The 24,216-nt window shown below is 41.2% G+C and carries 25 protein-coding genes; 9 read left to right on the top strand and 16 right to left on the bottom strand.

What is annotated here, in order from left to right; all coding sequences use genetic code 11:
* Nucleotides 1-74: 74 nt before the first annotated feature.
* The 4 genes from V7K55_RS13945 to V7K55_RS13930 all read right to left on the bottom strand — a co-directional run bounded on the left by V7K55_RS13945 (nt 75) and on the right by V7K55_RS13930 (nt 3,826).
* Nucleotides 75-497 carry a hypothetical protein gene (locus tag V7K55_RS13945; protein WP_334832175.1) on the bottom strand — a complete coding sequence of 141 codons (423 nt, stop codon included), beginning with the start codon at nt 495-497 and terminating at the stop codon, nt 75-77.
* A 22-nt stretch (nt 498-519) separates the two neighbouring features.
* Nucleotides 520-681 (bottom strand): hypothetical protein, encoded by a 162-nt coding sequence (locus V7K55_RS13940; protein ID WP_334832173.1) that lies wholly within the window; start codon nt 679-681, stop codon nt 520-522.
* A 158-nt stretch (nt 682-839) separates the two neighbouring features.
* A complete protein-coding gene (gene mutL / locus V7K55_RS13935) occupies nt 840-2,528 on the bottom strand; it encodes a DNA mismatch repair endonuclease MutL (RefSeq protein WP_334832171.1) in 1,689 nt (562 codons plus the stop codon).
* A gap of 248 nt (nt 2,529-2,776) precedes the next feature.
* Nucleotides 2,777-3,826: an adenosine deaminase gene (locus V7K55_RS13930; RefSeq protein WP_334832169.1), complete on the bottom strand. Its 1,050-nt coding sequence runs from the start codon at nt 3,824-3,826 to the stop codon at nt 2,777-2,779.
* Between the two features lie 407 nt (nt 3,827-4,233).
* Between V7K55_RS13930 and V7K55_RS13925 the strand changes: the two genes are divergently transcribed.
* Entirely contained in the window at nt 4,234-4,443 is a 210-nt protein-coding gene (locus V7K55_RS13925) for a hypothetical protein (RefSeq protein ID WP_041565457.1), read from the top strand.
* 428 nt (nt 4,444-4,871) lie between these two features.
* Here V7K55_RS13925 and V7K55_RS13920 read toward each other — a convergent pair whose 3' ends face one another.
* The 4 genes from V7K55_RS13920 to V7K55_RS13905 form a co-directional block, all read right to left on the bottom strand.
* Entirely contained in the window at nt 4,872-5,639 is a 768-nt protein-coding gene (locus V7K55_RS13920) for a ChaB family protein (RefSeq protein ID WP_334832166.1), read from the bottom strand.
* A 249-nt stretch (nt 5,640-5,888) separates the two neighbouring features.
* Nucleotides 5,889-6,428: a Dps family protein gene (locus V7K55_RS13915; protein WP_334832164.1), complete on the bottom strand. Its 540-nt coding sequence runs from the start codon at nt 6,426-6,428 to the stop codon at nt 5,889-5,891.
* Nucleotides 6,429-6,785: 357 nt separating this feature from the next.
* Nucleotides 6,786-7,142, bottom strand: a complete 357-nt coding sequence (locus V7K55_RS13910; protein ID WP_334832162.1) for a hypothetical protein — start codon at nt 7,140-7,142, stop codon at nt 6,786-6,788.
* Nucleotides 7,143-7,659: 517 nt separating this feature from the next.
* Nucleotides 7,660-8,760 (bottom strand): glutamate--cysteine ligase, encoded by a 1,101-nt coding sequence (locus V7K55_RS13905; RefSeq protein WP_334832160.1) that lies wholly within the window; start codon nt 8,758-8,760, stop codon nt 7,660-7,662.
* 248 nt (nt 8,761-9,008) lie between these two features.
* Between V7K55_RS13905 and V7K55_RS13900 the strand changes: the two genes are divergently transcribed.
* Nucleotides 9,009-9,686, top strand: a complete 678-nt coding sequence (locus tag V7K55_RS13900; protein WP_334832158.1) for a Mo-dependent nitrogenase C-terminal domain-containing protein — start codon at nt 9,009-9,011, stop codon at nt 9,684-9,686.
* A 74-nt stretch (nt 9,687-9,760) separates the two neighbouring features.
* Nucleotides 9,761-10,789, top strand: coding sequence for a GTPase ObgE (gene obgE, locus V7K55_RS13895; RefSeq protein WP_334832156.1), 1,029 nt, complete (start codon nt 9,761-9,763; stop codon nt 10,787-10,789).
* 265 nt (nt 10,790-11,054) lie between these two features.
* Here the strand turns inward: obgE and V7K55_RS13890 are convergent, their stop codons facing one another.
* On the bottom strand, nt 11,055-14,093 hold the full coding sequence (locus V7K55_RS13890; RefSeq protein ID WP_334832154.1) for a PAS domain S-box protein: 3,039 nt from the start codon (nt 14,091-14,093) through the stop codon (nt 11,055-11,057).
* Nucleotides 14,094-14,509: 416 nt separating this feature from the next.
* Between V7K55_RS13890 and V7K55_RS13885 the strand changes: the two genes are divergently transcribed.
* Genes V7K55_RS13885 through V7K55_RS13875 form a run of 3 tightly spaced genes read left to right on the top strand, consistent with a single transcriptional unit; the run spans nt 14,510 to nt 16,184 of the window.
* Nucleotides 14,510-15,115 (top strand): vWA domain-containing protein, encoded by a 606-nt coding sequence (locus V7K55_RS13885; protein WP_334832151.1) that lies wholly within the window; start codon nt 14,510-14,512, stop codon nt 15,113-15,115.
* Nucleotides 15,116-15,155: 40 nt separating this feature from the next.
* Nucleotides 15,156-15,761 (top strand): vWA domain-containing protein, encoded by a 606-nt coding sequence (locus V7K55_RS13880; RefSeq protein ID WP_094332059.1) that lies wholly within the window; start codon nt 15,156-15,158, stop codon nt 15,759-15,761.
* 27 nt (nt 15,762-15,788) lie between these two features.
* Entirely contained in the window at nt 15,789-16,184 is a 396-nt protein-coding gene (locus tag V7K55_RS13875; protein ID WP_334832149.1) for a salt stress protein, Slr1339 family, read from the top strand.
* Nucleotides 16,185-16,256: 72 nt separating this feature from the next.
* On the opposite strand, the gene V7K55_RS13870 is transcribed toward V7K55_RS13875, so the two are convergent.
* Nucleotides 16,257-16,604, bottom strand: a complete 348-nt coding sequence (locus tag V7K55_RS13870; RefSeq protein WP_334832147.1) for a winged helix-turn-helix transcriptional regulator — start codon at nt 16,602-16,604, stop codon at nt 16,257-16,259.
* Between the two features lie 101 nt (nt 16,605-16,705).
* Nucleotides 16,706-17,452: a ferritin-like domain-containing protein gene (locus tag V7K55_RS13865; protein ID WP_334832145.1), complete on the bottom strand. Its 747-nt coding sequence runs from the start codon at nt 17,450-17,452 to the stop codon at nt 16,706-16,708.
* A 183-nt stretch (nt 17,453-17,635) separates the two neighbouring features.
* On the opposite strand from V7K55_RS13865, the gene V7K55_RS13860 reads away from it, so the two are divergent.
* A complete protein-coding gene (locus V7K55_RS13860) occupies nt 17,636-18,202 on the top strand; it encodes a thermonuclease family protein (protein ID WP_334832143.1) in 567 nt (188 codons plus the stop codon).
* A 71-nt stretch (nt 18,203-18,273) separates the two neighbouring features.
* On the opposite strand, the gene V7K55_RS13855 is transcribed toward V7K55_RS13860, so the two are convergent.
* Nucleotides 18,274-19,155 (bottom strand): carbohydrate ABC transporter permease, encoded by an 882-nt coding sequence (locus V7K55_RS13855; protein WP_334832141.1) that lies wholly within the window; start codon nt 19,153-19,155, stop codon nt 18,274-18,276.
* A gap of 24 nt (nt 19,156-19,179) precedes the next feature.
* Here V7K55_RS13855 and purN point away from each other — a divergent pair, with 24 nt between their 5' ends.
* Nucleotides 19,180-19,851, top strand: coding sequence for a phosphoribosylglycinamide formyltransferase (purN, locus tag V7K55_RS13850; RefSeq protein ID WP_334832139.1), 672 nt, complete (start codon nt 19,180-19,182; stop codon nt 19,849-19,851).
* A gap of 71 nt (nt 19,852-19,922) precedes the next feature.
* Here the strand turns inward: purN and V7K55_RS13845 are convergent, their stop codons facing one another.
* The 4 genes from V7K55_RS13845 to V7K55_RS13830 form a co-directional block, all read right to left on the bottom strand.
* Nucleotides 19,923-20,522 carry a CPBP family intramembrane glutamic endopeptidase gene (locus tag V7K55_RS13845; protein ID WP_334832137.1) on the bottom strand — a complete coding sequence of 200 codons (600 nt, stop codon included), beginning with the start codon at nt 20,520-20,522 and terminating at the stop codon, nt 19,923-19,925.
* A gap of 90 nt (nt 20,523-20,612) precedes the next feature.
* Nucleotides 20,613-21,680 carry a DUF3326 domain-containing protein gene (locus tag V7K55_RS13840; protein ID WP_334832135.1) on the bottom strand — a complete coding sequence of 356 codons (1,068 nt, stop codon included), beginning with the start codon at nt 21,678-21,680 and terminating at the stop codon, nt 20,613-20,615.
* A 74-nt stretch (nt 21,681-21,754) separates the two neighbouring features.
* Nucleotides 21,755-21,934: a hypothetical protein gene (locus V7K55_RS13835; protein WP_094343303.1), complete on the bottom strand. Its 180-nt coding sequence runs from the start codon at nt 21,932-21,934 to the stop codon at nt 21,755-21,757.
* Nucleotides 21,935-22,082: 148 nt separating this feature from the next.
* Nucleotides 22,083-22,403: a 2Fe-2S iron-sulfur cluster-binding protein gene (locus V7K55_RS13830; protein ID WP_334832132.1), complete on the bottom strand. Its 321-nt coding sequence runs from the start codon at nt 22,401-22,403 to the stop codon at nt 22,083-22,085.
* 568 nt (nt 22,404-22,971) lie between these two features.
* On the opposite strand from V7K55_RS13830, the gene V7K55_RS13825 reads away from it, so the two are divergent.
* On the top strand, nt 22,972-24,141 hold the full coding sequence (locus V7K55_RS13825) for an NDP-sugar synthase (protein WP_334832130.1): 1,170 nt from the start codon (nt 22,972-22,974) through the stop codon (nt 24,139-24,141).
* Nucleotides 24,142-24,216: the final 75 nt, after the last annotated feature.

Raw genomic sequence — 24,216 nt, 5'->3', positions numbered from 1 at the left:
TTGTCACTAGGAGTCCTCTTATGCTCAAGCAAGCAACTCCAAAACTATTTTTCTCACTGCTGCTACTGTACTAGTTAGTCACGCAAAGTGCTGTAGCGAGTGTTTGTAGTAGTTAAAACAACTTCTGGGGCATAACGATTACGACTTGTAATACATCCGACTCCAACGGCATAAAAGGAAGTATTCATTAAGTCGGTAACAGGTAAAACATCTGTAGAGTCAATTGCTGCAATTGCTCCACGGCTGAAATCTGCTGCTACTTCTTCATCCAAATTATTCCCGTATGTCTGGAAGTTAAATAAAAAACGAGTTGGACTGTTAGCTGCTTCCATGATTTGGCGTATCCGACGCTGCACAGCTTCATCTGATTGGTGAAGATTCTGGGCAATTGTTTGGTCAGCAGAAAAATCCAGGAAGAAGGTTTCTGATACTGGACGTTGATTTGCCAGTGCAGAATCGAAGATACCCTCATCAGGCTGTATATTTCTATTGGTCATTGAGCATTATCTCTCCCACGGATTAAGCAGATTCGTTTCGCTCATTGAGTCTCTTATTCAACTGCTGATCAATAACATCCAACCACACTGGAATCACAAGTTTACCTTCATCCAGGGATGCGATTGCCTTTTTTCTGTCAAACTCCATAAGCTTAAGCGATCGCTCTTGTGCTTGCAACAACATAAAGCGTTTACCTTTACCTGAAAGAAATATCTCCGGTCTTTCGTCTTTCAGCTTTTTCAGCGTGGTGCTGGCTATGTCAAAACTGGTTCTTGCGTTACTTTTATGGTAAAAATTAAAATGATTAAAACTTCACCTATTGTAATGTATCACCAAAAATATCAAATTCCATGACTTTTACCAATTACCCAATTACGACGGAAAAATCGGGCTAAAGCTGATTCTTCTAAAGATAGATAAATTGGTCGTCCGTGGGGACAGGTGCGAGGGTTGCGAGTGCGTTGCCAATTATCTAAAAGTGTCTGCATTTCTTGTTGATTCATGGGTGTACCATTACGAATGGCACTACGACAAGCAACAGCTACTTGAGCAGTTTGTAAATCGCCTCCCCAACTAAGCTCTAAAATTGCTTCTGCACAGTCGTCTCTTTGTCGCAAAGGTGCGGGGATGTTTCGGACAGCCCAAAGTTGCTCGCCAAAGGGTTCTATTTCTAAACCGATGCGTTGCAGTTGCGATAATTGCGCTGGCGACAATTGATAAAGAATGATTGACGGTTCTACGGGAACAAGTTGCCAATCATCGCATAATTGCTCATACAAAACTCGCTCATGGGCAATGTGCTGTTCGACTAACCACATACCACCTGGATGTTCCACCACAATATAGGTGTTGCTAACTTGAGCAACAGCCTTCAAGGAATTAGGATTTTTGCAATCTTCCTTGGGATTTTGAGGATTAAAATTGTAGCCGCCTTTTGCTTCTGCTACTTTGAGTAATTTACTAACTCGTGTGGTGTGAACAGCTTCTTTGAGATTGGTAGAAGATATACTGAGTGCTTGGTTAATTGCTTGCGTAATTTGCTCTTGCCAATAAATGATTTCGTTGAGGTAAATTTCTGTTTTGGCTGGATTGCGATTCCAGTTAATTTGGTCGGGAGAAATGGCAAGATGTAAGAAACAAATTGGATAGCGATCGCGTGGTAATGTTCTGTGAAATGCTGATAATATTGTTTGCTCTAGTTCTGGTGTCTTAACCATCCGTCCGTTAATGGCTACACGTACCCAATCTGGACGATGACGATGAATGCGATCGGGTAATCCTACCACTAAATTTAGTGAGGAGTGAGGAGAGACGTGATTAATCACGTCTGTACAAGGGTTAGGTATTTCGAGTTTCACCTCTTGCAAATCACCTTGTCGCACCTGGGGTAAAATCTGCGGTAGGAGTTGCCCAGTTGTCGCAGCCGGAGAGATGGTGAACCATTGACGGTCATTTTGCCAAATCTGCCAAGTAACGTGGGGATGACATAGGGCAATTTGGTGAATTGTGGCTTGCACGGCTTTCATTTGCTGTGCTGCTGTAGGCAATCCCTGACGGCGTGATGAGCAGTTACCGAAAAGATGAGAAACTGTTACCACTGTACCAGGTGCGATCGCAGTTACTTCAAGTTGCACAACTTCCCCACCATCACCATAGCTAATCCGCCATCCTAATTTTCCGCCCACAGGACGACTCAAAATTTCCAAATCTGCCAGAGTTGTTAAGCTGTGTAACGCCTCACCACGAAACCCCAAACTGTTAATTTTCCATAAATCGGCACTAGAGCGAATTTTACTGGTGCTGTGGGCTGTGGCTGCTTGTTGCAAGTCATCTAGGTTCATTCCATAGCCATTGTCTGCAACACGAATTCGCCATTGCTGCGGCCATAGAGAAACCACAATTCGCGTTGCACCTGCGTCTAGGGAATTTTCTACCAATTCCCGCACCACAGAAGCTAAAGAGTCGATAACTTCACCAGCTGTAATAAGATATACGACTTCTGTTGGTAGATTGAAAATAGTAGATGCCATAAATGATAGTTTATAGCTTCTGCGGCTAAGGGAAGTGGGGGAAAGAAAACAATTCAAAATTCAAAATAAACTTCTAGAAAAAATCTAATCAGCGAAAAATAAACAACAAATAAACACAGATGAACAATCTGCGTCCATCTGTGGTTTAATTTATGAAGCATTGTTTTTGCCAGATATCTATTGTGCATTACAGCTTTCTCTAAAGCATCAGACAAATCAGCGATCGCAACACTCAACATTCATTAACGTTAATTACTATCCCTAATTGCCAAAACTTTCGGTGGTTCGGGTTTGAGCAAATCGTTCAACAACGATGCAGGACGTTCACTGTAAGGCCAAGCGAAAGCATGACGGAAAGCTGCATCCTGACAAGCTTGTAGTTGTTTAAAACTGATAATGTCGTAAGTCAAGAGATTTTCATACTCAAATGGTAGACGTACATTGTGCAATCCAGCATTATCAGTACAGATAGCGATATCTACCCCAGCATCAAAACAACGGTCAAAAACTACTTTGAGTTGACGGATATCTTGCAAAGTACCAGTTTTTATGTAAGTTGTCGGGCAAATCTCTAAACATTGTCCGCGTCTAGCTACATCATTAAGTAACTTTGGATACAGTAAGGGGATTTGGATACCGTGACCGATTCGCATGAGATAGGGTAACAGTTCGGGATAACAACCGGCGGTGGTTTCATATAGATGTCCCGTGGTGTTAACGCCTAGCGATCGCGCATAATCATATAAGCTAATCCATTCTTCTAAGCGATCGGCATAATAGCTATCACCGCCAGCTACATCGACTGCACAGACATACTGCTTATTTTGTGCCGCCAAATCAACAATCGCCTTGTTCACCTCATAAGGTAAGCGCGTGTGCATACAAAGAATTTGGCTAGTAACAATCGGATGTTCTGGCTGGTGGCTAGCAAGTCCTACTACTTTCACAATTTCAGCCATCTTGTCAATTCTCTGTGATTGATTCAGATGCTCAGGTGTTCGTAAATAGGGAGTGTAGCGTAGTTCCAAATAAGCCAAATTTTCAAAAATGTAAGCACCTCGCACCAAGCGATAGATAAAGTAAGGCAAAGTCTCCACAGTTTGCACACTTTCTACCAGGGTGTGTAATTCTAGATACTCATCTAAGCTGTTGCGTGGGCGAGTATAAAAATCTTCAAATTCTGAATAGTCAGCAAAGCGGGAAATCAACTCCGAAGAATGTCGCTCAAAATATCGCCATAAAACTCGCGGTACGACGGAACCGCCTAAGTGCCTATGTAATTCAGCATATAAAGCCATAGTGGTATTTTTAGGTAAAAATTTCAATAATTGTAACAAAAACATAGAAGGAAAAATCTGCACTCACAAAAATTCAGAGCAGATGGAGATTTAGCCCTATCTGGGTTTTCAAGATGAGGCTGCCAACTTAGTCCCAGAGGACACAGAGAGAAAGAAAAATACTTAACTGAACCGTATATGTCATACAAGTAAGTGAATTGCTCCTCCTGCATCCTCCAATAAAATCCAGGATTGAAAGGAGTTTTGAGCATAAATCAACTTGACATTATCAAGATAAAATTGATAGCATTTAGAACCTGTGTTTTTTGTGTTATACTGAAATAAATATTTAAACTGTTGAGCAAGTGAAATATAGCAATATATTTTTCACCTTAGCTAAACAAAATCTTGGGCGAGGTTGGTATTAAGTGAAAATTCAAGCATTAGATGTCAAGGCTGGCGATCGCATTATTGCTTACTGCAACAACAAAATGCAAACCTGCAAGGTAAAACGCATCTTAGATCCCGGTCAAGCTAATATCACACTATCAGTATTCACCTCTGAGAATTATCGTGGCTGCTCAGTCTCATCTATAGTCCGCTTCCAGTCAAACGCCTTGGTTGATTTGGTAAGTTAAAAATCAAGGAAAAATTCAATTTCAAAAATTTTTCTAGCAATTGTCCAGCCTCAAGCTGGATTTAATTTTTATTAAAAGTGCGATGCCTGAGTTAGGCTAGACCTACGCAGATACCAGTCTGTGCAGACTTGCCTTATCTAAATCCCTGATTTCTCAAAGAAATTGGGGATTTAACTTTTCACCAAAAATTTAGTGACTACTAAGCAAAAATAATATCCCCGACTTCTTTGATAAGTCGGGGAACTGCGGCTTGCAATTCTTACAAATCAAATAGAATTGCTATAGAACTAATATTTTATTTTTGAAAAAACTCAGTAAAAGTCAAAAAGCCTTTTTTTACGTTGCCTATTCCCTGCTGGGCTTCGCGCACCACGCAAATTGATTTTATGAATCAAATCAGATTCCGATATAATTCAACGCGTAGCAGTTTAAGCTTTAACTTTAGCTTTTGACCAAACACCATTTTCATCTTCATCATATTGCTGATGAACAGACTCCCAGGCGGCTTGTTCAGCTGTAAACTCGTCATTTTTCTCATTGAAGACAGTATTATAGCTCTCAATGAATGTGCGTTGAGCCGCATCAGAAAGATGAGCGCGAACTTCAGGAGACAAGTCTTCTGGGCTGTTGCACTGTCCAGGACAAGGGCGAGCAAAGATTTTTTCAATTGTGTGAATTTCTTCGCCACCAGCACTTTCGAGTAGCAATTGAAATTCGCCAGTGCGATCGCTCGGAACTTCTGCCATCACTAAGAATTCACCAGCTTGTAAGCGGGTTTGGTAGATAGCCGCTTTATCTTCTGACATCCCCAAAGTAGTTAGAACCGATACTAAACCAGCACCTGCACTACCTGCGATCGCTCCACTTGCAGCCCCCAGCAGCACTGCACCAATAGGCCCTGCTGCCACAATTGGGCCGACAAAGGGAATAAACAGTACGCCTACACCCGTGAGTAAGCTGAGAAAGGAACCAAACAAAGAACCAAAAACTGCCCCTGTTCTCAAACCTCCCAGAATCACATCCTTTTTACTAATAAAGCCAGCGATTCTAGTTTCTGACTGAAAGTTTCTACCCATGACCGAAATATGATCTCTAGGTACACTTCTGTCTAGTAAACGTCGAATCACATCATCAATTTGCTTCTGTTCTTTGAATGCAGCAGAAATGGTACGTTCTGCTTTATATACTTCTGTCACTTAAATACTCCTTGTATTATTTTTAGGACTTACGTAGAAAGGATTTCCCAACCCCATTAAAAAGTTGGTTCTTTTAAGATCCCCCCTTTTAATGAAGATGCGCGAAGAGTAAGCTAGGTGAACCAGATTTCACCTTTTCAATGCCTAAGGTGAAGAGCTAGGTTAATCCTTTCACACCAATTAGAAGGAGCATGATTCCCCCTTCTAATCGGTTTCACAGACAACCATCCTCAACTCAAACGTTATGAGCTACACGCCTACGGGAGTCTTAGCCCCAGATGCTGGCTGCTTACCATCTGGATCTAATGCTTCTCCTTCAATAAATGAACGCAGCATCCAAGCTATTTCCTCATGCTGTTCCAGCAGTCCAGTCAAAAAGTCAGCAGTCCCTTGATCGTGGAATTTATCGCTAGACTGATCCACATGGTCTCTTAAGTTACGGATAACCTGCTCGTGATCGTGTACTAGATTAGCTACCATCTTCGTTGATGTGGGAACACTACCAGCATGTTCCTTGAGGGTAGCAAGCTTGAGAAATCCTTCCAATGTACCAACTGGATAACCGCCCAAAGCACGAACCCGCTCTGCTAAGGCATCAATATTTAGAGTCAGCTTTTGGTAGTGTTCTTCCCAAAGCTGGTGCAAAGAGCGGAACTGAGGGCCGACGACATCCCAGTGGTACTTTTTGGTTTTCACCAACAGTAAATAGGCATCTGCCAAATCTTGATTTAACAGATTGATTACACCTTGACGCTGTTCTTCTGTCAACCCAATGTTTATCGCACGCATTTTTTTTCCATCCCTAAGCAAACTTATTTATTAATTTCTCAAATTTCAGATAGATTCCACATCAACCAAAGGAAGCATTATGAGTTTAAATTAATCACCCCATTTAGAACTATGCCTATGCCTTAATAGGTAGTATCAAGGCAATAATCTAGTCATTAGAGAATTTTATTATTTTTTTAGTTCCAAACATAAAATTTTAAATACAACTGCTATGGTTAATTCATAATTAAAACTATCGAAACGTAGTTTTCCCTATTTGATATTTAATTAAACTTGCCAGGTTGAAATTAGTAATGGGTGATTGCTTTTACGCAATCACCCATTACTACCGAAAAATTACCAGAACTATTAATTTAGTTACTTACCTGTAACTTTCTCCAACACTTTCTTTATATTTTCTTCAACAGTGGTTGCACTCTGTGAATTGTCAGGACGCTTCTGCTTGTCAATATCAGCATCTCCCTGAACTTCATTGAGTCCTTTGTTGGACTCCCTTTGAACCTTTTTCAATCCTGCTGGTGGTTCTTTAGCAGCTTTATCAGTTTTGCTTTGAATATCAAGCAGTTGTGTAGTACCTTCGGTAGGATCGCTTTGATAGCTATCCATCGCAAAAGCAGGAAAAGCACTAGATAACAGTAGTAAAGCGCAAGTAAAAGCCACAACTAGAAAACGGACTGGGCTTAAGATAGATAAAACAGAAGCAATAATCTTCATTTGAAATCCTCGATAACAGCTTTAACAACGCAGAACTTCACTGAGAGAGCGTAAGCTTATATCTTTATTTGGCAATCAATAATAAAAATAGCAAGCTACACTTCAATCTGGAATTTCTTTTAAGATGAAGTTGATGAAGGAAATGTCTTTGTATTTCTGCATCGAATTAGTAAGGGATAATAAGCAAAGTACCACCTTAATTCTCTTGCACAATTATTACATTTTATCTTGACATTCTTCTTTCAACCTTCGCTGTTTCTACTTGTACTTTGAAAATACTAAAGCCTGCATCAATCTCTGGAATGAACTTTCCTCTATCTGTGGTTACAATAAAATCAGTCTCTAGATATATCGACTTAATTTAGTTGTGGCAGCTTAATCACTTTAGTATTTATGTTTATTTAACTCCGCTTTATCTAATCAAAGGACTTTCAGTAACATGCACCTTATCGGATATTTGTAAAGTATAAAGTTATATAAAGTTCCCCTTTTTTAACTGTAAAAATAAATCTTTTATTTAAAATTGATAAGTCTGCCTTATTACCTCATCTATTGAACTTACACAATGGAACATTTCTATTAATTCGTGGGATCTAGTTTTTCGCTTCGCTAACAGCACTTTTAACGGCGTTAAATACTGAATATCTGGGTCATCTCCCAAGGAAACTTCGGCTGCTTGCAAGATTTTTGTCGCATTCTCAAAAATATCCTTGTTGTCAAAACCTTCTTTTGCAGAAATTTGATGTAGTGCTGCATCGGGTACAGTTGCTCTACCTACCAAGGTTTCATCTAACACCAAACCTTTCAATAACGTCAGCAAAGCCGCGTAGATTAAAAAATCATCACAACTATCACACGCCTTAAATTCAATGCGTCCCACTTCCGCTGGAATACGGGCGATTTTTGTTAAGGAAGGTATGCTATTAATTAGTTGCTCCTCTTTCTGAACGAAAACTAGAGCTGCTGGTCTTTTTCCGGTTCTGATAAAAGTTCGTACAGATAACCCATCCCATAAACCTCCTTTATAAAAAGGGGAACTATAACTAAAAGGGACGATATAAGGACTGTAATAAGTTAACTTTTTGCCAATATCAATTACATCTTCAGTAGATAAACCTGCCACTGAAATATTTAAATCTGGCCCATAAGACACCATGTGAATATTAGCAGTTTGTTCGTCAGGATAAGCCTCAAGCTGTTTAATTTCGTAATCATTTAGTGGGGGTTGAGGCTCAAAAGCCGGATTATAGGGATTGAAACTGACTAAAACTGGTGATAAACCAAAGTTAGCAGCAACCTCACGTAGTAGATGAAAACTTTCTGATAATTCCGTAATAGCGCCTTGAATATCAGAATGTATAGTTGTTCTAATTTCAATACCTTTAACATGGCAGTCTATAACCTCGTCAGAATCTGCAAATCTTTCAAATCCCTCAATGTACCATCTCTTCATCTTAATACCCGCATCGCCTACGCGCAGTTGAGGATAGTCACTGGGATATGTGGGTAGCTTTTCAATAATTTGATTAAAATCAGCAAACTTTGTGTGGGAAAAATCAGCAAACTTTCCTTGTTTGTTTAGGAAAGCGACTTCATGCTCAATGCCAAAGAAAAACATTATCTATACCTTTATTGCTGAGAGTTAATCTAATCTAACTAATAGATATTCGCCGAAACTAAATATGCGTTAGCCAGAATCATTTCACTTTAAATATAAAAATTCTCAATAATAGTATAAATGGATTTTACCCTAAGACCGACTTTGCGATTTGAAATCTGATTTATTTTTTCTGCTGCCCCACTATCTTCATAGTCACTGGTTAGGGTAGCTTAGTAGTGACTGAGGAAAGCTTGAGACGTGAGTTTATGACAAGTACCGTTCAATCCCCCTACAGTAGCGAACAGATTGCCGCTTGGTTGCGTGGACTGCTCACCATTGCTTGGGCAGATGGTAATTTTGATGCCCAAGAACAGGAATTAATTGCCAACATCACCAAAGATGAATTAGCTCCTAAGATAAAATGGGACTCATTAGAGGTAATTACGCCAGAAGAATTAGCCGCAGTGTTGGGTAAAGGTACACCAGCCGCAGAAAATTTCTTAAGGACTGCGATCATGGTAGCGATCGCAGATGGTACTTATTCCCCCAGCGAAGATGAGGTTCTACATCAGTTCTGTCAAGCCTTAGAACAGCCAGAGAATTTACTAGAAGCCCTTCGCCACACCCTAGAGAACCCACAGCAAGTTACCCCCATTATCCCCAGCCCTGGACTTACAAAGCGTCAAATTAATGCATTATACCCCCTGCGTGACTGGCTTGATAGGCTAGATATCCAAGACCCAAGAGTAGCCCGCTTTTTGTGTAAAATGATTCCCTCCCAGTGTCCCTTTGAGCGAGATGTCACCTTATTTGGACGCAAGATTGTCCACATCCCGCCGATGTGTAAAATTAACCCCTTGTATGAGCAACTGGTGGGGTTACGTTTTCGCGCCCTCTCTTATCTAGCAGATAAATGTGGTGAAGATGTTTCGCCATATATTTAGTTAGAGTTAGGAATGAGGAGTAAGGAGTTATAATTTGTAACTCCTCACTCCTCACTTTTCACTCTTATTTAAGTATGCAATTTATCGATCAAGCAAAAATTGAAGTTGAAGCTGGTAAGGGCGGCGATGGTATTGTCGCCTTCCGGCGAGAGAAATACGTGCCGACTGGTGGCCCCTCTGGTGGTAATGGAGGACGAGGCGGTTCAGTATTTTTCGTTGCCGATGAAAACCTACAAACCTTGCTGGACTTCAGATATAACCATCGCTTTCAGGCAGAAAAAGGAACTCGTGGTGGGCCAAGTAACTGCACTGGGGCAGGAGGAAAAGATTTAATCATCGAAGTTCCTTGTGGTACAACCATTTATGATGCTGAAACTGGCGAACTGCTGGGGGATTTAATTGAGCCTCAGCAGACTTTGCTCATTGCCCAAGGTGGTAAAGGTGGACTAGGAAATCAGCATTTCTTAAGTAACCGTAACCGCGCTCCAGAATACGCCCTCCCAGGATTACCAGGGGAAATAAAGCAGTTGCGGCTAGAGTTAAAACTTTTGGCAGAAGTTGGGATTATTGGCTTACCAAATGCTGGTAAATCCACTTTAATTTCATCTTTATCAGCTGCACGTCCAAAAATTGCAGACTATCCTTTCACTACCCTGATCCCAAATTTGGGTGTAGTGCGGAAACCCACTGGCGATGGAACTGTTTTCGCCGACATTCCCGGACTAATTGAGGGAGCGGCTCATGGGGCTGGGTTGGGACATGATTTTTTGCGTCATATCGAGCGCACGCGAGTGCTACTTCACTTGATTGATGCAACTAGTGATGATGTGGTTAGAGATTATAACACAATCAAGGAAGAATTACAAGCTTATGGACGGGGTTTAGCAGAACGCCCACAAATTTTGGCGCTGAACAAAATTGATGCAGTCGATCGAGAAAATGTTGATTTAGAGGCGTTAGCTACCCAACTTAATCATCTTTCTTACGCCCCGGTTTTTGTGATTTCAGCAGTTACCCGCACGGGGTTAGAGCCGATGCTACAAGAAATTTGGGGAATTCTCGATCAAATGAAAGTTGTCCAAGAAGTAGAGGTATTGAGATAATTACTAATTCGTAATTACTACTTTTATAAGAGAAGTAGATGATGGTAGTAGAAATACTTTCTTTTGACTTACCGTTAGGACTTACCTATTAACAGGAAAGTTCAAATATAAATGATTTGAAAAACCACATCTGTTGTAGGGGCAATTCATGAATTGCCTCTACACTCTGAGTCTATTTACCATCAAATAATGATTAATAAAACCTAGAACAATGTTTTTACATTAATACACAGCATAATTTTTAATGGGATGAAAACTCTTAAAATTATGAATTATGTTGAGTATCTTGAATCAGGGGAATATTAATCACAAACTCAGCGCCTTGTTCTAGCTGCGAAATACATTTTAAGGAACCACCATGTCTTTCTGTAACAATCTGGTAGCTAATGGCAAGTCCCATTCCCGTACCTTTGCCGATGGGCTTGGTGGTAAAGAAGGGGTCAAATAGTTGTTTTTTAAAATCTTCTGATATTCCCAATCCATTATCGGCAATCCTAATTATTACCTGATTTGAATCTTGTAGTTGAGTGCAAATGCGAATTGTCGGAATTGGGTATTGGTTATTCCCTTTGTTTGCCTCATCTACACTACCCACTCTTTCTTCTAAAGCATCGATCGCATTTGACAAAATATTCATGAATACTTGGTTTAGCTGCCCGGCGTAACATTCAACCAAGGGTAGTTTGTCGTATTCTTTGATTATTTCAATTATCGGGTGTTGCTTATTACCCTTGATGCGGTTTTGCAAGATCATCAGAGTACTGTCGATTCCCTCATGGATATCAACAGCTTTCATTTCGGCTTCATCCAAGCGCGAAAAAGTTCGTAGGGAAAGTACAATCTCTCGAATGCGGTCTGCCCCAACTTTCATTGAGTCTAGTATTTTTGGTAAATCTGACTTCAAAAAGTCCAGTTCAATTTGTTCTACAAAATCCTGAATTTCTGAGATGGGTTCAGGATAATTACTTTGGTAGAGTTGCAAAAGTGAAAGTAAATCTTGGGTGTATTCTTTGGCAGGAGTCAGGTTGCCATAGATAAAATTTACCGGGTTGTTGATTTCGTGTGCTACTCCTGCGACTAATTGACCCAAGCTGGACATCTTTTCACTTTGAATTAAGTGAGTTTGGGTGTTTTGAAGTTCGCGGAAGGCTTCTTTGAGTTCTTGGGCTTGTTGCCTTAGTTGCGCTTCCGACTTTAGCAGGGCTTCTTTGGCTTGTTTCCGATCTGTAATATCCCTAGCAACAGCTACCCGACAGAAAGGCTCTCCTGTTTCAGGATGTTTAACCATAAACAGGCTGCAATCAGTGGGAATTTCTATGCCTGTTTGAAAATGTCTATGGCGAAACTCGCCTTGCCAAAAACCATGTTGAAGCATCAAAGGAGTAATTTGTTGCTGGAACTCGGCAAAAGCTTCTGGTGAATGAAAATCAACTACTGACTTTGTTTTAGCTGCTTCTAGACTACTAAGCCCCACCATCTTGAGTCCGGCAGGGTTCACATAGACAACTTGCCCTTCCATTGAAGAAATGCCAATAAAGTCACTGCTGTTTTCAACCAACGCTACAAATTTTTGCTGTTCTTCTTCAGCGCGTTTGCGTTCTGTGATGTCTAACACCATTGAAGCAATACCAACCACCTGTCCATCAGGAGTTACCAATGGGTTGTTATACCACTCACCGACTATCGTTTTACCATCTTTAGTGATGTTATCGTTGACACTAAAACTGCCTCCACGTTGGGTTAAGAGGGCTGTGATAATCTCATTTACGTGCTTTCTGGCGTTTTCAGGTACTATGATCTCAAAACGATTACCCAACATTTCCTCTGTGGTGTATCCAAACATTCCTTCTGCTGCCCGATTCCATGTTTGAACCTCAAAGTTGGTATTCCATTCAATAATGGCTAAAGGTGTTTGTTCAATCAGCAATGCTAGCCTTTGCTGTGAAGTCCTAAGTTCTGCTTCGGCTTGTTTGTATTCGGTAATGTCGCGAAAGTACCAAATTCTACCGTAATAGTCTTTTAAAGCTGATGTTTCACCACAAGCGCCTTGCTGTTTATGCACGGGTGCAGAATAACGCTCAAAAATCTTTCCAGACTTGAGCAAAATTTGATCGCGGCTGCTTTCCTCTGGATGCTGATAAAGATATTCCACTTTACCCAGAAATTCGTCTGGATTTACTAGTTGGTCTAGTACCCATCCCACGAGTTGGCGACTGTCGCCTGTTTGAAGCAGTGCGGCAGGAATTTGCCATAACTGGGAGAATTTCTGATTTGATGATGTAACTATACGATTTTCATCAATAATTAAAATTCCGTCGATGGAAGCTTCTTGTTGAGCTTGGAGTACAGCATTAATGCGGTGTAGGTCTTTCTCTGCTTGTTGGCGTAAGCGCAGTATGGCTTGTTGTTCGCTGATGTCGCAAAGTAACCAACGCCAGCCGACCTGCTGACCTTGTGAATCATACATAGCAACCATCTTGATACTAGCAGGAAAGGTTGTACCTCCTCGTGACTGTAGATCGACTTCCCAATCTTGTATCTGCTGCAAATTTGCCAGTTTGTTCATGAAGGTTTGGCGATCTGCTTCAGCGATAAAGATAATGAATGATTTGCCTACCAGATAGTTTTGTCTCACAGATAGTAAGGCTGCGGTTACATAGTTAGCCTCTTTGATGATGCCGTCAACATCAGTCACTAAATAAGCATCTGGGGCGAGATTGAACAAATCTTGGTAACGCCGCCACTCTAATTCTGCCATTTCACAAGCGATCGCTAGTTTTTGGTTTTGTTGGCGCAGTTCTTCTAGGGTTTCCTGAAGTGCTTCACAGGTTTGCATGAGTTCAGTCAAATCGGTAACTCTGTCAGTTACACCCAGAAATTTCCCAGTTTCATCCTGTAGAATAATGTCTCGAACACTACCTACCAGAAATTTGTTACCAGTCTCATCCTCAAAGCAAGACTTTTTTGTAGAGATGAGATGAGTTATACCCTGAGCATCGGTAAAAAGATGCTGGTTCTCATTAGTAATATTTGTGGTGAAAACTAGTTCATCTTTTTGTCGAAACACATCAGCTTCTGCTTGCGGAAAAAAATCATAGTCTGATTTGCCAATTAATTCTTCTCGGCTATAACCGACGAAATCACAGTAAGTATCGTTAATTAATACCCAGCGATGTTGACGGTCTTTAACAAAAATTGGGTCAGAGATGGCATCGATCGTCTGATACAGAAATGCCAGCGAAAAGGTTTGCTGGTGTGTGTTTTGTTTTTGGGCGGGGTTATCTAAGAATCTATGATGGTTCATACTGGAGTTTATCTTTAAAATTAAGCAATAAAGAAATCTCTCCCTGGTCTTACTACCCAAAACTGTCCCTCTCTGAGTCAGAGAGGGAAAGAGTTGAACGAAATTTCACGGTAGGGAGAGGTTTCTTAAACTCACATTTATTTAGTTTCATCTGTGTCAGGATGATTAGTATTTATTATTCCCAGACTAAATAATGGATGCAACAATCAAGTCAATCTTTAATTTTGAGTGTTTTCAGGGAACTGGGGACTAGGAAAATTTTGTTTTCTGTTGGAATACTGATGCTAGGCAATCGCACTCATCATCTGTGGTAGGTTTTTTTAGTAGCATAATTGATACAAAAGCTTAAAAGCCTTGCTTACTGGTAAAAAAACGGAGTTAAACTAGAATTACACGGTAACAACCATAGGAAAATTATGATGAGCGATCGCGACTATACAATAATCATTGACAAAAGTGGTAGTATGTCCACTCCAGACCAAGTGGGTGGTAGAACTAGATGGGAGATCGCCCAAGAGTCTACTCTTGCCTTGGCAAGAAAGGCTGAACAGTTTGACCCCGATGGCATCACCGTTTACTTGTTTTCCGGTAGATTTAAACGCTACGATGATGTCACCTCAGCTAAAGTTGCACAGGTATTTCTCGAAAATGACCCTGCTGGGACGACAAACTTAGCAGGTGTGCTTCAGGATGCACTCAATAATTACTTTCAACGCAAAGCTGCCGGTAAAAGTAAGCCAAATGGAGAGACAATTTTAGTTATCACTGATGGTGAACCAGACGATCGCAAAGCTGTATTTGAAGTGATCATTCATGCTACTCGCCAGATGGAGCGTGATGAAGAATTAGGAATTTCGATTATTCAAGTCGGTTCAGATGCTCAAGCAACTAAGTTCCTCAAAGCTTTGGATGACCAGCTGGAAAGTGTCGGCGCTAAATTTGATATTTGTGACACGGTTACTTTAGACGATTTAGAAGAAATGAGTCTGGTAGATGTATTGACAAACGCAATAACTGACTAATGCATTAAAGTCCAATAACTTTTAACTGGAGAATTGAATAATGCTAGAAAATCGTGACTATACGTTAATTATCGACAAAAGCGGCAGCATGGCCACCCAAGATCAAAAGGGTGGTAGAAGTAGATGGTTAGCGGCACAGGAATCTACTTTAGCTTTAGCTAGCAAGTGTGAGCAATTTGACCCCGATGGGATCACCATCTATGTATTTTCTGGTAAATTTAAGCGATATGAAAATGTGACATCCAGCATAGTATCGCAAATTTTTCGAGAAAATGATCCTTCCGGCACAACCGACTTAGCAGGTGTGTTAAAACACGCAACTGATGATTACTTACAACGCAAAGCGTCTGGTAAAACAAAGCCAAATGGTGAAACAATTTTAGTAGTTACTGACGGTGAACCGGACGATCGCAAAGCAGTTATGAAGGTAATTATTGAGGCTTCTCGCCGCATCGATCGAGATGAAGAATTAGCCATTTCCTTCATTCAAGTCGGCGTAGATCCCCAAGCTACCCGTTTTCTCAAAGTCTTAGACGATGAACTTCAAAGTGCTGGCGCTAAATTTGATATCTGTGACACCATTACTATGGAAGATATGGAAGATATGAGTTTATCGGAAGTTCTACTTAATGCCATTAATGACTAGCTATACTATTTATTAGGAATTGCAAAAATGGATTCCATTGATAAGCTGTTAGCCGAACTCGAAACTGAATACAAAGCAGTACAACCACAACAGCAGCAGTCAAAATCAGCCACAGCCAAATCGTTTATTCCATCATCGCCCAAGTCGGCATCTTTTATGGATAACCTTTTAGCAGAAGTTAAGGCTGATTTTGCCCAAGAGGATGCTGCTATTGAGTTAAAAAGACAGCAAGAACTAGAACAGGAAGGAATTAGACAAGAAAAACTCAAAGCTAAACAATTAGAGGCTTTGAAAGTACAGGCAAAAAAATGGTTAGCCAAAGTAGATCCGCTTTCGTCCGAAGGACTTTGGTTTGAAAGGTTTGCTGAAAGTTATTCCTCAAAATTAGAGGCGGCGATTGAATATTTACGAAACAATGAATGAACAATTCAAAATTCTACAGATAAATCTGCTAGTTCAATTTGAAAATTAATAATTATTATTTCTTACCTATCATCAATATTGATGACGATTTGTGATATTTGAATGTTGAATAGCCCATTCATGCATCGCATAGAGGATTGGTTGCAAAGTTTCTCCTAAAGGTGTTAGCGAATATTCTACCTTGGGCGGAATTTGGGCATAAACTTCTCGATGAATAATGCCGTCTTCCTCCATTTCTCTAAGTTGTTGGGTTAGAACCTTTTGGGTAACTCCAGGTAAAGCTCGTTGCAATTCACCAAAACGTTTAACGCTAATCATTAATTCTCTAATAATTAAAACTTTCCAACGTCCTCCTATAATTTTTAGGGTAGTTTCTACTTCACAAGTCAGCCTGCTATTGTTTTCTGCTTCAGCTTTCATAGTTTTTTTATAGAAAGTACAAAGGCAGAGATCCTGCCTTTCCAGCTAGCTGTTAAATATGCTCAATTTTTTGAACATTAGATACTTAAGAATATCGATAACTACGTAGCTATCAACTCAGAATCGATTTCTGACGGCGCACTGTCTTGGACTAGCGATCGCGTTTCGCCATTACGCTGAAGGATACCACCAACCATTGCTAGCAAGGCGTTTACCTTCTGGGTTCGCCACATATCTACAAGTTTTTGCACTTTGGCAGCAGACATCCGTCGCATCATCGCTTCGTAGAGATAAGCAGCATGTCCAGTTTCATCTTGGGCAATATTTAGCATTCCTAACTTTAAATTACGAGCGGGTGGATCGTTATCAGGTAATACTTTCGCCATTCGCGCAAAGTCTTTACTAGCATCTAACTCCAGAATATATGTGCTAGCCATAAACACATCCCAGTCAATGACAGCCGGTTTAAGTTGTTCTTGGGTATAGCCTTCAAAGAATGCTGCGAAAAAGGGGCTACGCTGCTGTTGTGATTTATTTGTAGATGTAGTTTGGGGTTGACGCTTAAAATCTATAACTTGTTTATTCATCTGTTGTAAGGCGTGGGCAAAAATTTGACCATGCCTAGTTTCATCTGATGCATGTTTTGCTAGTTTTGCGGCTAGCCATGTATCGCCTTCAGCTGCGGCGCGATCGCTAAGTGCAGATAAAAATGGTACGGAACCCGATTCAGCAAAATAAAACCCCGCAAGGATGTTAGGACGGGTTTTAGAATCACGAATTTGAGCAGCAGAGTAATAGGCAAAGGCTCCTGAACCAGCTAGATGCAAAATGTGAGTTAAGAAGTTCATCAAAAATTGCCACTGATAATTGGAAGGTTACAATTCTTATACTAATCCGCATTTTCTATTCGGTTGTCGCCAGAGGGTCTTATGATTTGGAATTGATTGTCCGTGGCAGTATGTCAGCAGTTAACAAATATATCTGGTCATTTTGCTAATATCATCCCACAGAGGTAATGTAGGTAAGTTGGGATGGATAAATTAATTAAACCAGTGCGATTTTGGCTTTGTGCAACTATCATGATTGTGGGTTTGCTTGGCTGCGATCGCTTTACTGGTAGATATGGAGAACCAGTTGAGCGAGTCAGTGATGGCGATACTATAGTAGTTAAAGATGCCAATGGCAAAAACTTTAGCGTGCGCTTTGCTTGTGTAGATGCGCCAGAAATTGCTCATACCAACAAAGAAAAACAGAGTAAACGCACTAGCGATCGCAATCAATTTACTTGGGGTGTGAAAGCTCAAGAACGGGTGCAACAACTAGTCCAACAAGGAGGCGATCGCGTCACTTTAAATATCACAGATAGCGATCGCTATGGGCGCAAAATTGCCGAAGTCCGTTTACAAAATGGTACTTTTGTGCAACAGGTATTGTTACAAGAAGGATTGGCAAAAGTGTATCGTCCCTATTTAAACAAGTGTCCTAGCAAAGACTTAGTGCAACAAGCCGAAGCTGAAGCGAAACAACAACGGCTTGGTGTTTGGAGTGACACTAAATTTGTTAATCCTTGGGAATATCGCAGCCTATCAAAAAAATAAAAACTCTACATTTTTTGGCATTGCATATTTGCGGCATGATTTAGCAACTTCCAAAACATTTCCCCCTGCCCCTACTCCTCTCCCCAAGTTTGCAGTTGCAAATAAACTAGTACCATCGTCACTGCTAGTAATACCGTCGCGGCGGCGGCGGCATAACCAAAGTCAAATTGAGCAAAAGCTTCTTGATAAATGTAATAAACCAGCAAATTAGTCGAATTCAGTGGGCCTCCACCAGTCATCACATAAGCTTGCTCAAAACTCCGCAATGTAAAAATCGCGGTAGTGATGATTGCAAATATTACAGTAGGGCGCAATCCAGGCAGAGTAATATACCAAAATTGTTGCCAAGCATTTGCTCCATCTAAATCTGCCGCTTCATAACGACTGGGAGGAATTGCTTGCAACCCTGCTAAAAAAACTACCATATTGAAACCCAGTTGTTTCCAAATACTCATTAAAATAATTACCGGCATTGCCCAAAATGTATCTCCTAGCCAGGAGATGGCTGGAATACCAAAAAAATCTAAAAGTCCGTTAACTGGCCCTGATGTTTGAAACAGCCAGCGAAATCCTAAACCAGCTGCCACCAGTGAGATAATCGAAGGCAAAAAATAGGCACTCCGCAAGATTCCCCGCAAGGGAATAGAGCGGTTTAATAGCACTGCCAAGCCCAAGGAAATAACTATACTGGGAATGATGGTAGCAACTGTAAAATAAAAGGTGTTACCCAGAACTTGCCAGAAGTCGGAGTTGAGTAGCAAGCGCCAATAGTTTTTTAAGCCTATCCAATAAATACCTTTTAAAGTGAAGCTACCAGAGGTGAAGCTGAGGTAAAACAAATAAGCGATCGGCCAAATGACAAAAACGCCTAGTAAAATTAGTGCTGGTGTGAGAAAAATCCAGGCGGCGGCTGTATCATTGTCTAACCACGACTTAGTATATTTTTTTTGCATCTATAATTTTCCCTCTTAGCTGTTATGACCCTCCGCCCTGATTTTAGCCTGAGCTTGGTTTCTCCCAGCATTAGCGATGTTTGCCAACAAGTCGCACCTTTAAAACTGGGAATTATGGCTTCTGGGAATGGCAGCAATTTTGATGTAGTTGCTCAAGCTATCCAAGATGGACAGCTAAATGCCCAAATTCAAGTTTTAATTTACAATAACCCCTCGGCGAAAGCAGCCGTCAAAGCAGCCAATAGAGGTGTAGAAGCTGTTTTATTAAATCACCGCAACTATAAAATTCGAGAAGAGTTGGATGAGAAGATTGTGCAGACATTGCGACACTACGATGTGGAATGGGTGATTTTGGCGGGTTGGATGCGATTGTTAACCTCAGTTTTTATTGATGCCTTTCCTGAGAGGATTATTAATATCCATCCTAGTTTGTTACCTAGTTTCAAGGGAATCCATGCTGTAGAACAAGCTTTGGCATCTGGGGTAAAAATTACTGGTTGTACGGCACATATAGCTTGTTTAGAAATGGATAGCGGCCCCATTTTAATCCAAGCCGCAGTCCCAGTATTGCCGGATGATACAGCAGAAACACTCCACGCCAGGATTCAAATTCAGGAACATCGAATTTTACCATTAGCGATCGCTCTGGCAGCTTCTTCATCCAAAAATCCACTAACCTTAACGTCACTTACTTAAGCTGAATTTAGAACCCCGACTTTTTCAATAAGTCGGGGTTCTGGCTATGAACTACGCCTACGCAGTGATTTCTACGTATTTTTTAATTGCCGCAATTGCCACATTTTCCAGAAATAGCTAGAAGTCCAATTAGTAATCATGTGAGCGACAATCGGCACTAATAAGTTTCCCGTGAGCAAGGCACTATATGCCAATATCATCCCGACAATCGTTGCCCAAATGACATAAGGCCATTGTTGAGAACCACTAAAATGCAAGATGCCAAAGCAAAGACTAGATACAATGACAGCGACATTATCCAAGCCTAAAGCTGACAGCATTACACCCCGAAATAATAATTCTTCACTCAAACCCGGTAGCAACCCCAGCCAAATTAAGTCTGGTAAGGCTAAGGGCTTTAGTACCACTTCTAAATAATAATCTGCACTTTTACGGTAGGGAGTCCAAACGCGATAGGCTATGCCACTTAACGCGGTGATGACAAACCCCAATCCTACACCCAACAGCAAATCCTTCTGGTTCCACTTCCAGGAAAATAGGGAAAAGTTACCAAAGTGCAATGACAATTTGGCGACTATCAACAAAATGATTGCAGTCGCTCCCATCGCCCCAAGGACTTGGATGCGTGTCAGATATGGAATTTCTGGCTCTTGCTTTTGTTGTTCAACCACAGGTTTTTTAAGGCGAAAGGGGCGGGCGAGGCAGGGGGCAGGGGGCAGGGAGCGAGAGAGAAATAACTTCTAACTCCTAACTCCTAACTCCTAACTTTTAATTACTGGCTGCAAAGGTAATAATTTGGGACGGAGGGCGGAAGGGTTGATGCCTGCTTTGTGTGCTACTAATACGCCTACTGCTTCCAAATATGAGTTTACCTGTATAGCTCTGATCCCCAACGCTTGGGGAGGAACTTCGATCAGAGTTTTATTTTCTTCTACTGTAATTATTTGGCATCGTCTTTGGCTTAAACTCAGTAAGGCACTGCTACCACAAGCATTTGCAGGTGCGATCGCAGCATCCACTTCATCTGCCCAAATATCTCCTTTATCTGATGCAATCGCTCTTTTCTCTATTATAAATTGTGGGGCACGACTTAATCCTACAAGGACGCACGGCAAAAAGGTATAACCTAATTCTTCGGCGGCGGAACGGGGGGATAAATCAGGTTGGGGAGGTTCGCTCAAAAGGGCGGGAGAATGGGCGCAAGGAATTTGAAAGGTTCGCACTAGCAAATGGCTAATTACGGCTTCTGCACCTGCTAAGGAATCAACGCCTTCACCCTGGCGGTATTTTTGTACTGCTTCTGAGTCCATATCATCGGGGAAACGGGCAACAACTGCGATCGCTTCTGCCCCCGCTTTTTTTATTAATATCTCAGCTGCCCTTAACAAACTATCTGGGTTGCCAATTGTTCCCCAACTAGCTCCTGATGCTGTAGTCCGTAATTCTACATTTAATGGTGCATCTGTAATTACATAATCTGTTAAGGTCAATCCCAGAGTTGCTCTGACTGCATCGGCAGCTTGTATATGTCGTAGCCGTAACTCTGGCTCAATGCCTTGGTCTAAAAGCAAACCTACTTTGTTGTTGCGGACTGGACGCAAACCCCAGCATCCAGACGCAAATTTGTCAAGCCCGTAACCTTCAACATAGAAAGCGTTAGGGAGATTCCAGTACAAACTTGCGCCGTTAAGGACATTGGGGTGAGTAATTAGGCGATCGCAAACCTGTGCCATAACTTTGGCAACAGGTAAAGCATCACCTGCATAACCCCCAATGGCAGCCCCAACGCCAGTTGGCACAATTAAGATAGCTGTGTATGGACGATTCATTTTAAGTGATGAGTTATGAATTATAGAAATCAGAAGCCATCAACTCATAACTTTTAACTCCTAACTCCTAACTCCTAACTCTTGACTGTAGTTACCACGGCTTCAACTGTAGCTTTTTGTTCTTTAACATCTACAGAGGTAACAGCCCAACGGAGGGGTTCACCTTGTTTCTTCAATTCTGTTTCAATTACTTCTAGTAATTCTGCGGGAGTTTCTTGTAAATCAATTTCTGCGGTAATAAAATGAGTGGTCATCTTGGGAAATCCTGTTAATTTGTAGTTTCTAGAATAGCTGATGTCAGTTGCAATGAAATACTTATGTTATCCATCAGGTTTAGTAATCTCCAGTGAACAGTTATTCAGTTATGAATAATCATCCGATATACTGATAACTGTTCGCAGATTATTTGTCTTTGCCAAATTGTAACTGATAAACGATGTCTTCCTTTTCTGTCTCAACTTTCAAATCAGAAAGGGGTTTGGCAACACAAAGCAACACGTAACCTTGCTTTTGTAAATCTGGACTAACGCCCATACCATCAGCTTGATCCACAGTTCCTTCAGATATTTGACCGGCGCAAGTTGTACAAACCCCTGCATTGCAAGAACTTGGCAGTTCCAAACCAGCAGCATCGGCAACTGATAATATCGTTTTATCTTCGGGGACTTGCAATGTATGAATTTTGCCTTGGTGATTAATTTCTACGGTGTAAGTTTTGGACATATACAAAGGAAGTGTGACGCAACAGACAAATTTATTATCTTATCTGAATTAGTTAAAAATATCTAGATATTTACCATATAAATTATATGAAATCCTGATGTGATAGCAAATATTTTCTAGAATAGTCACATTAATTACTATAATTAACTGAATTACTAGTTAAATTTACTATAAATAATATGCGCGATCGCCTCCGGCACGCAGAACGCGATCGCAAAAACGGAGAAACCATCGTCAAGCGTTTAGCTGGCGATACCAAACGGATTTGACGTAACCGCAGCCACGACACTTTTAAAATGCGTCTGGGAATGGGTACTGTTCTGGAACAATCCGCTAAAATGACTTGATGCATTAACCCTTCATACAAATGAGGGGTTTTAAAATGTTTGGTTCTTCAGTTACCCTGAAAAGATAAGCGATCGCTTGTCATCTAAGTATACTTATGGTTGCAATAACCACTAAATTCCTGTTATCCCTGTTTGGGGGATGACTTACAGCAGAAATAAAACTGATGATTAAGTATCACTTGATAAAAGTAAACTGGCTTGTGGTTGAGGAATAAATTTTTATGAAAGCGATGATTCTCGCGGCTGGTAAGGGTACTCGCGTGCGTCCAATTACCTACACAATTCCCAAACCAATGATTCCCATCCTGCAAAAGCCAGTGATGGAGTTCTTGCTGGAACTGTTACGCCAACATGGATTTGACCAGATTATGGTCAACGTTAGTCATTTGGCTGAAGAAATAGAAAACTATTTTCGTGATGGTCAACGGTTTGGGGTGCAGATTGCCTATTCCTTTGAAGGGAAAATTGATGACGAAGGTAAACTGGAGGGAGAAGCAATCGGTTCTGCTGGAGGAATGCGGCGTATCCAAGACTTCTCACCGTTTTTTGATGATACCTTTGTGGTGTTATGCGGTGATGCTTTGATTGACCTGGATTTAACTGCCGCAGTGAAGTGGCATAAATCCAAAGGAGCGATCGCTACTATTGTTACAAAATCTGTCCCCAAGGAAGAAGTTTCTAGCTACGGTGTGGTAGTTACTGACGAAGAAGGGCGTGTTAAAGCTTTCCAAGAAAAACCCTCAACTGAAGAAGCCCTCAGCACCAACATCAATACAGGTATTTACATCTTTGAACCAGAGGTATTTAATTATATCCCCTCTGATGTCGAATACGACATTGGAAGCCAATTGTTTCCCAAATTAGTAGAAATCAAAGCCCCCTTCTATGCCATCCCAATGGAGTTTGAATGGGTAGATATTGGTAAAGTCCCAGACTATTGGCGGGCGATTCGTGGTGTACTGCTGGGTGAAATAAAAAATGTGCAAATTCCCGGTCATGAAGTTGCCCCTGGTATTTATACTGGCTTAAATGTCGCTGTAAATTGGGACAAAGTAGATATCACAGGCCCAGTTTACATTGGCGGGATGACGAGAATAGAAGACGGAGCGAAAATTGTCGGCCCAGCGATGATTGGCCCCAATTGTTGGATATGTAGTGGCGCAACAGTAGAAAATAGCGTGATTTTTGAATGGTCGCGCCTGGGGCCAGGAGTCCGCTTAGTTGATAAGCTGGTGTTTGGGCGTTATTGTGTGGATAAAACTGGAGCCGCCATAGATGTCCAAGCTGCGGCTTTAGACTGGCTGATTACCGATGCCCGTCAGACACCGCCATCACACACCCCTGTTGAGCGACAAGCAATAGAGGAATTGCTGGGAACAAACGCGAATTAGGGAATAGGTATTGGGGACTGGGTATTAGGTATTGGGTATTAGGTATTGGGAAAAACTTTCCTATCTAGTCCCCAT

Origin of the sequence: Nostoc sp. (assembly GCF_036919895.1) — a bacterium.
Taxonomy (GTDB): domain Bacteria; phylum Cyanobacteriota; class Cyanobacteriia; order Cyanobacteriales; family Nostocaceae; genus Nostoc.
The sequence above is the reverse complement of the archived record's forward strand: the minus strand, read 5'-3'. Positions and strand labels throughout refer to the sequence as shown.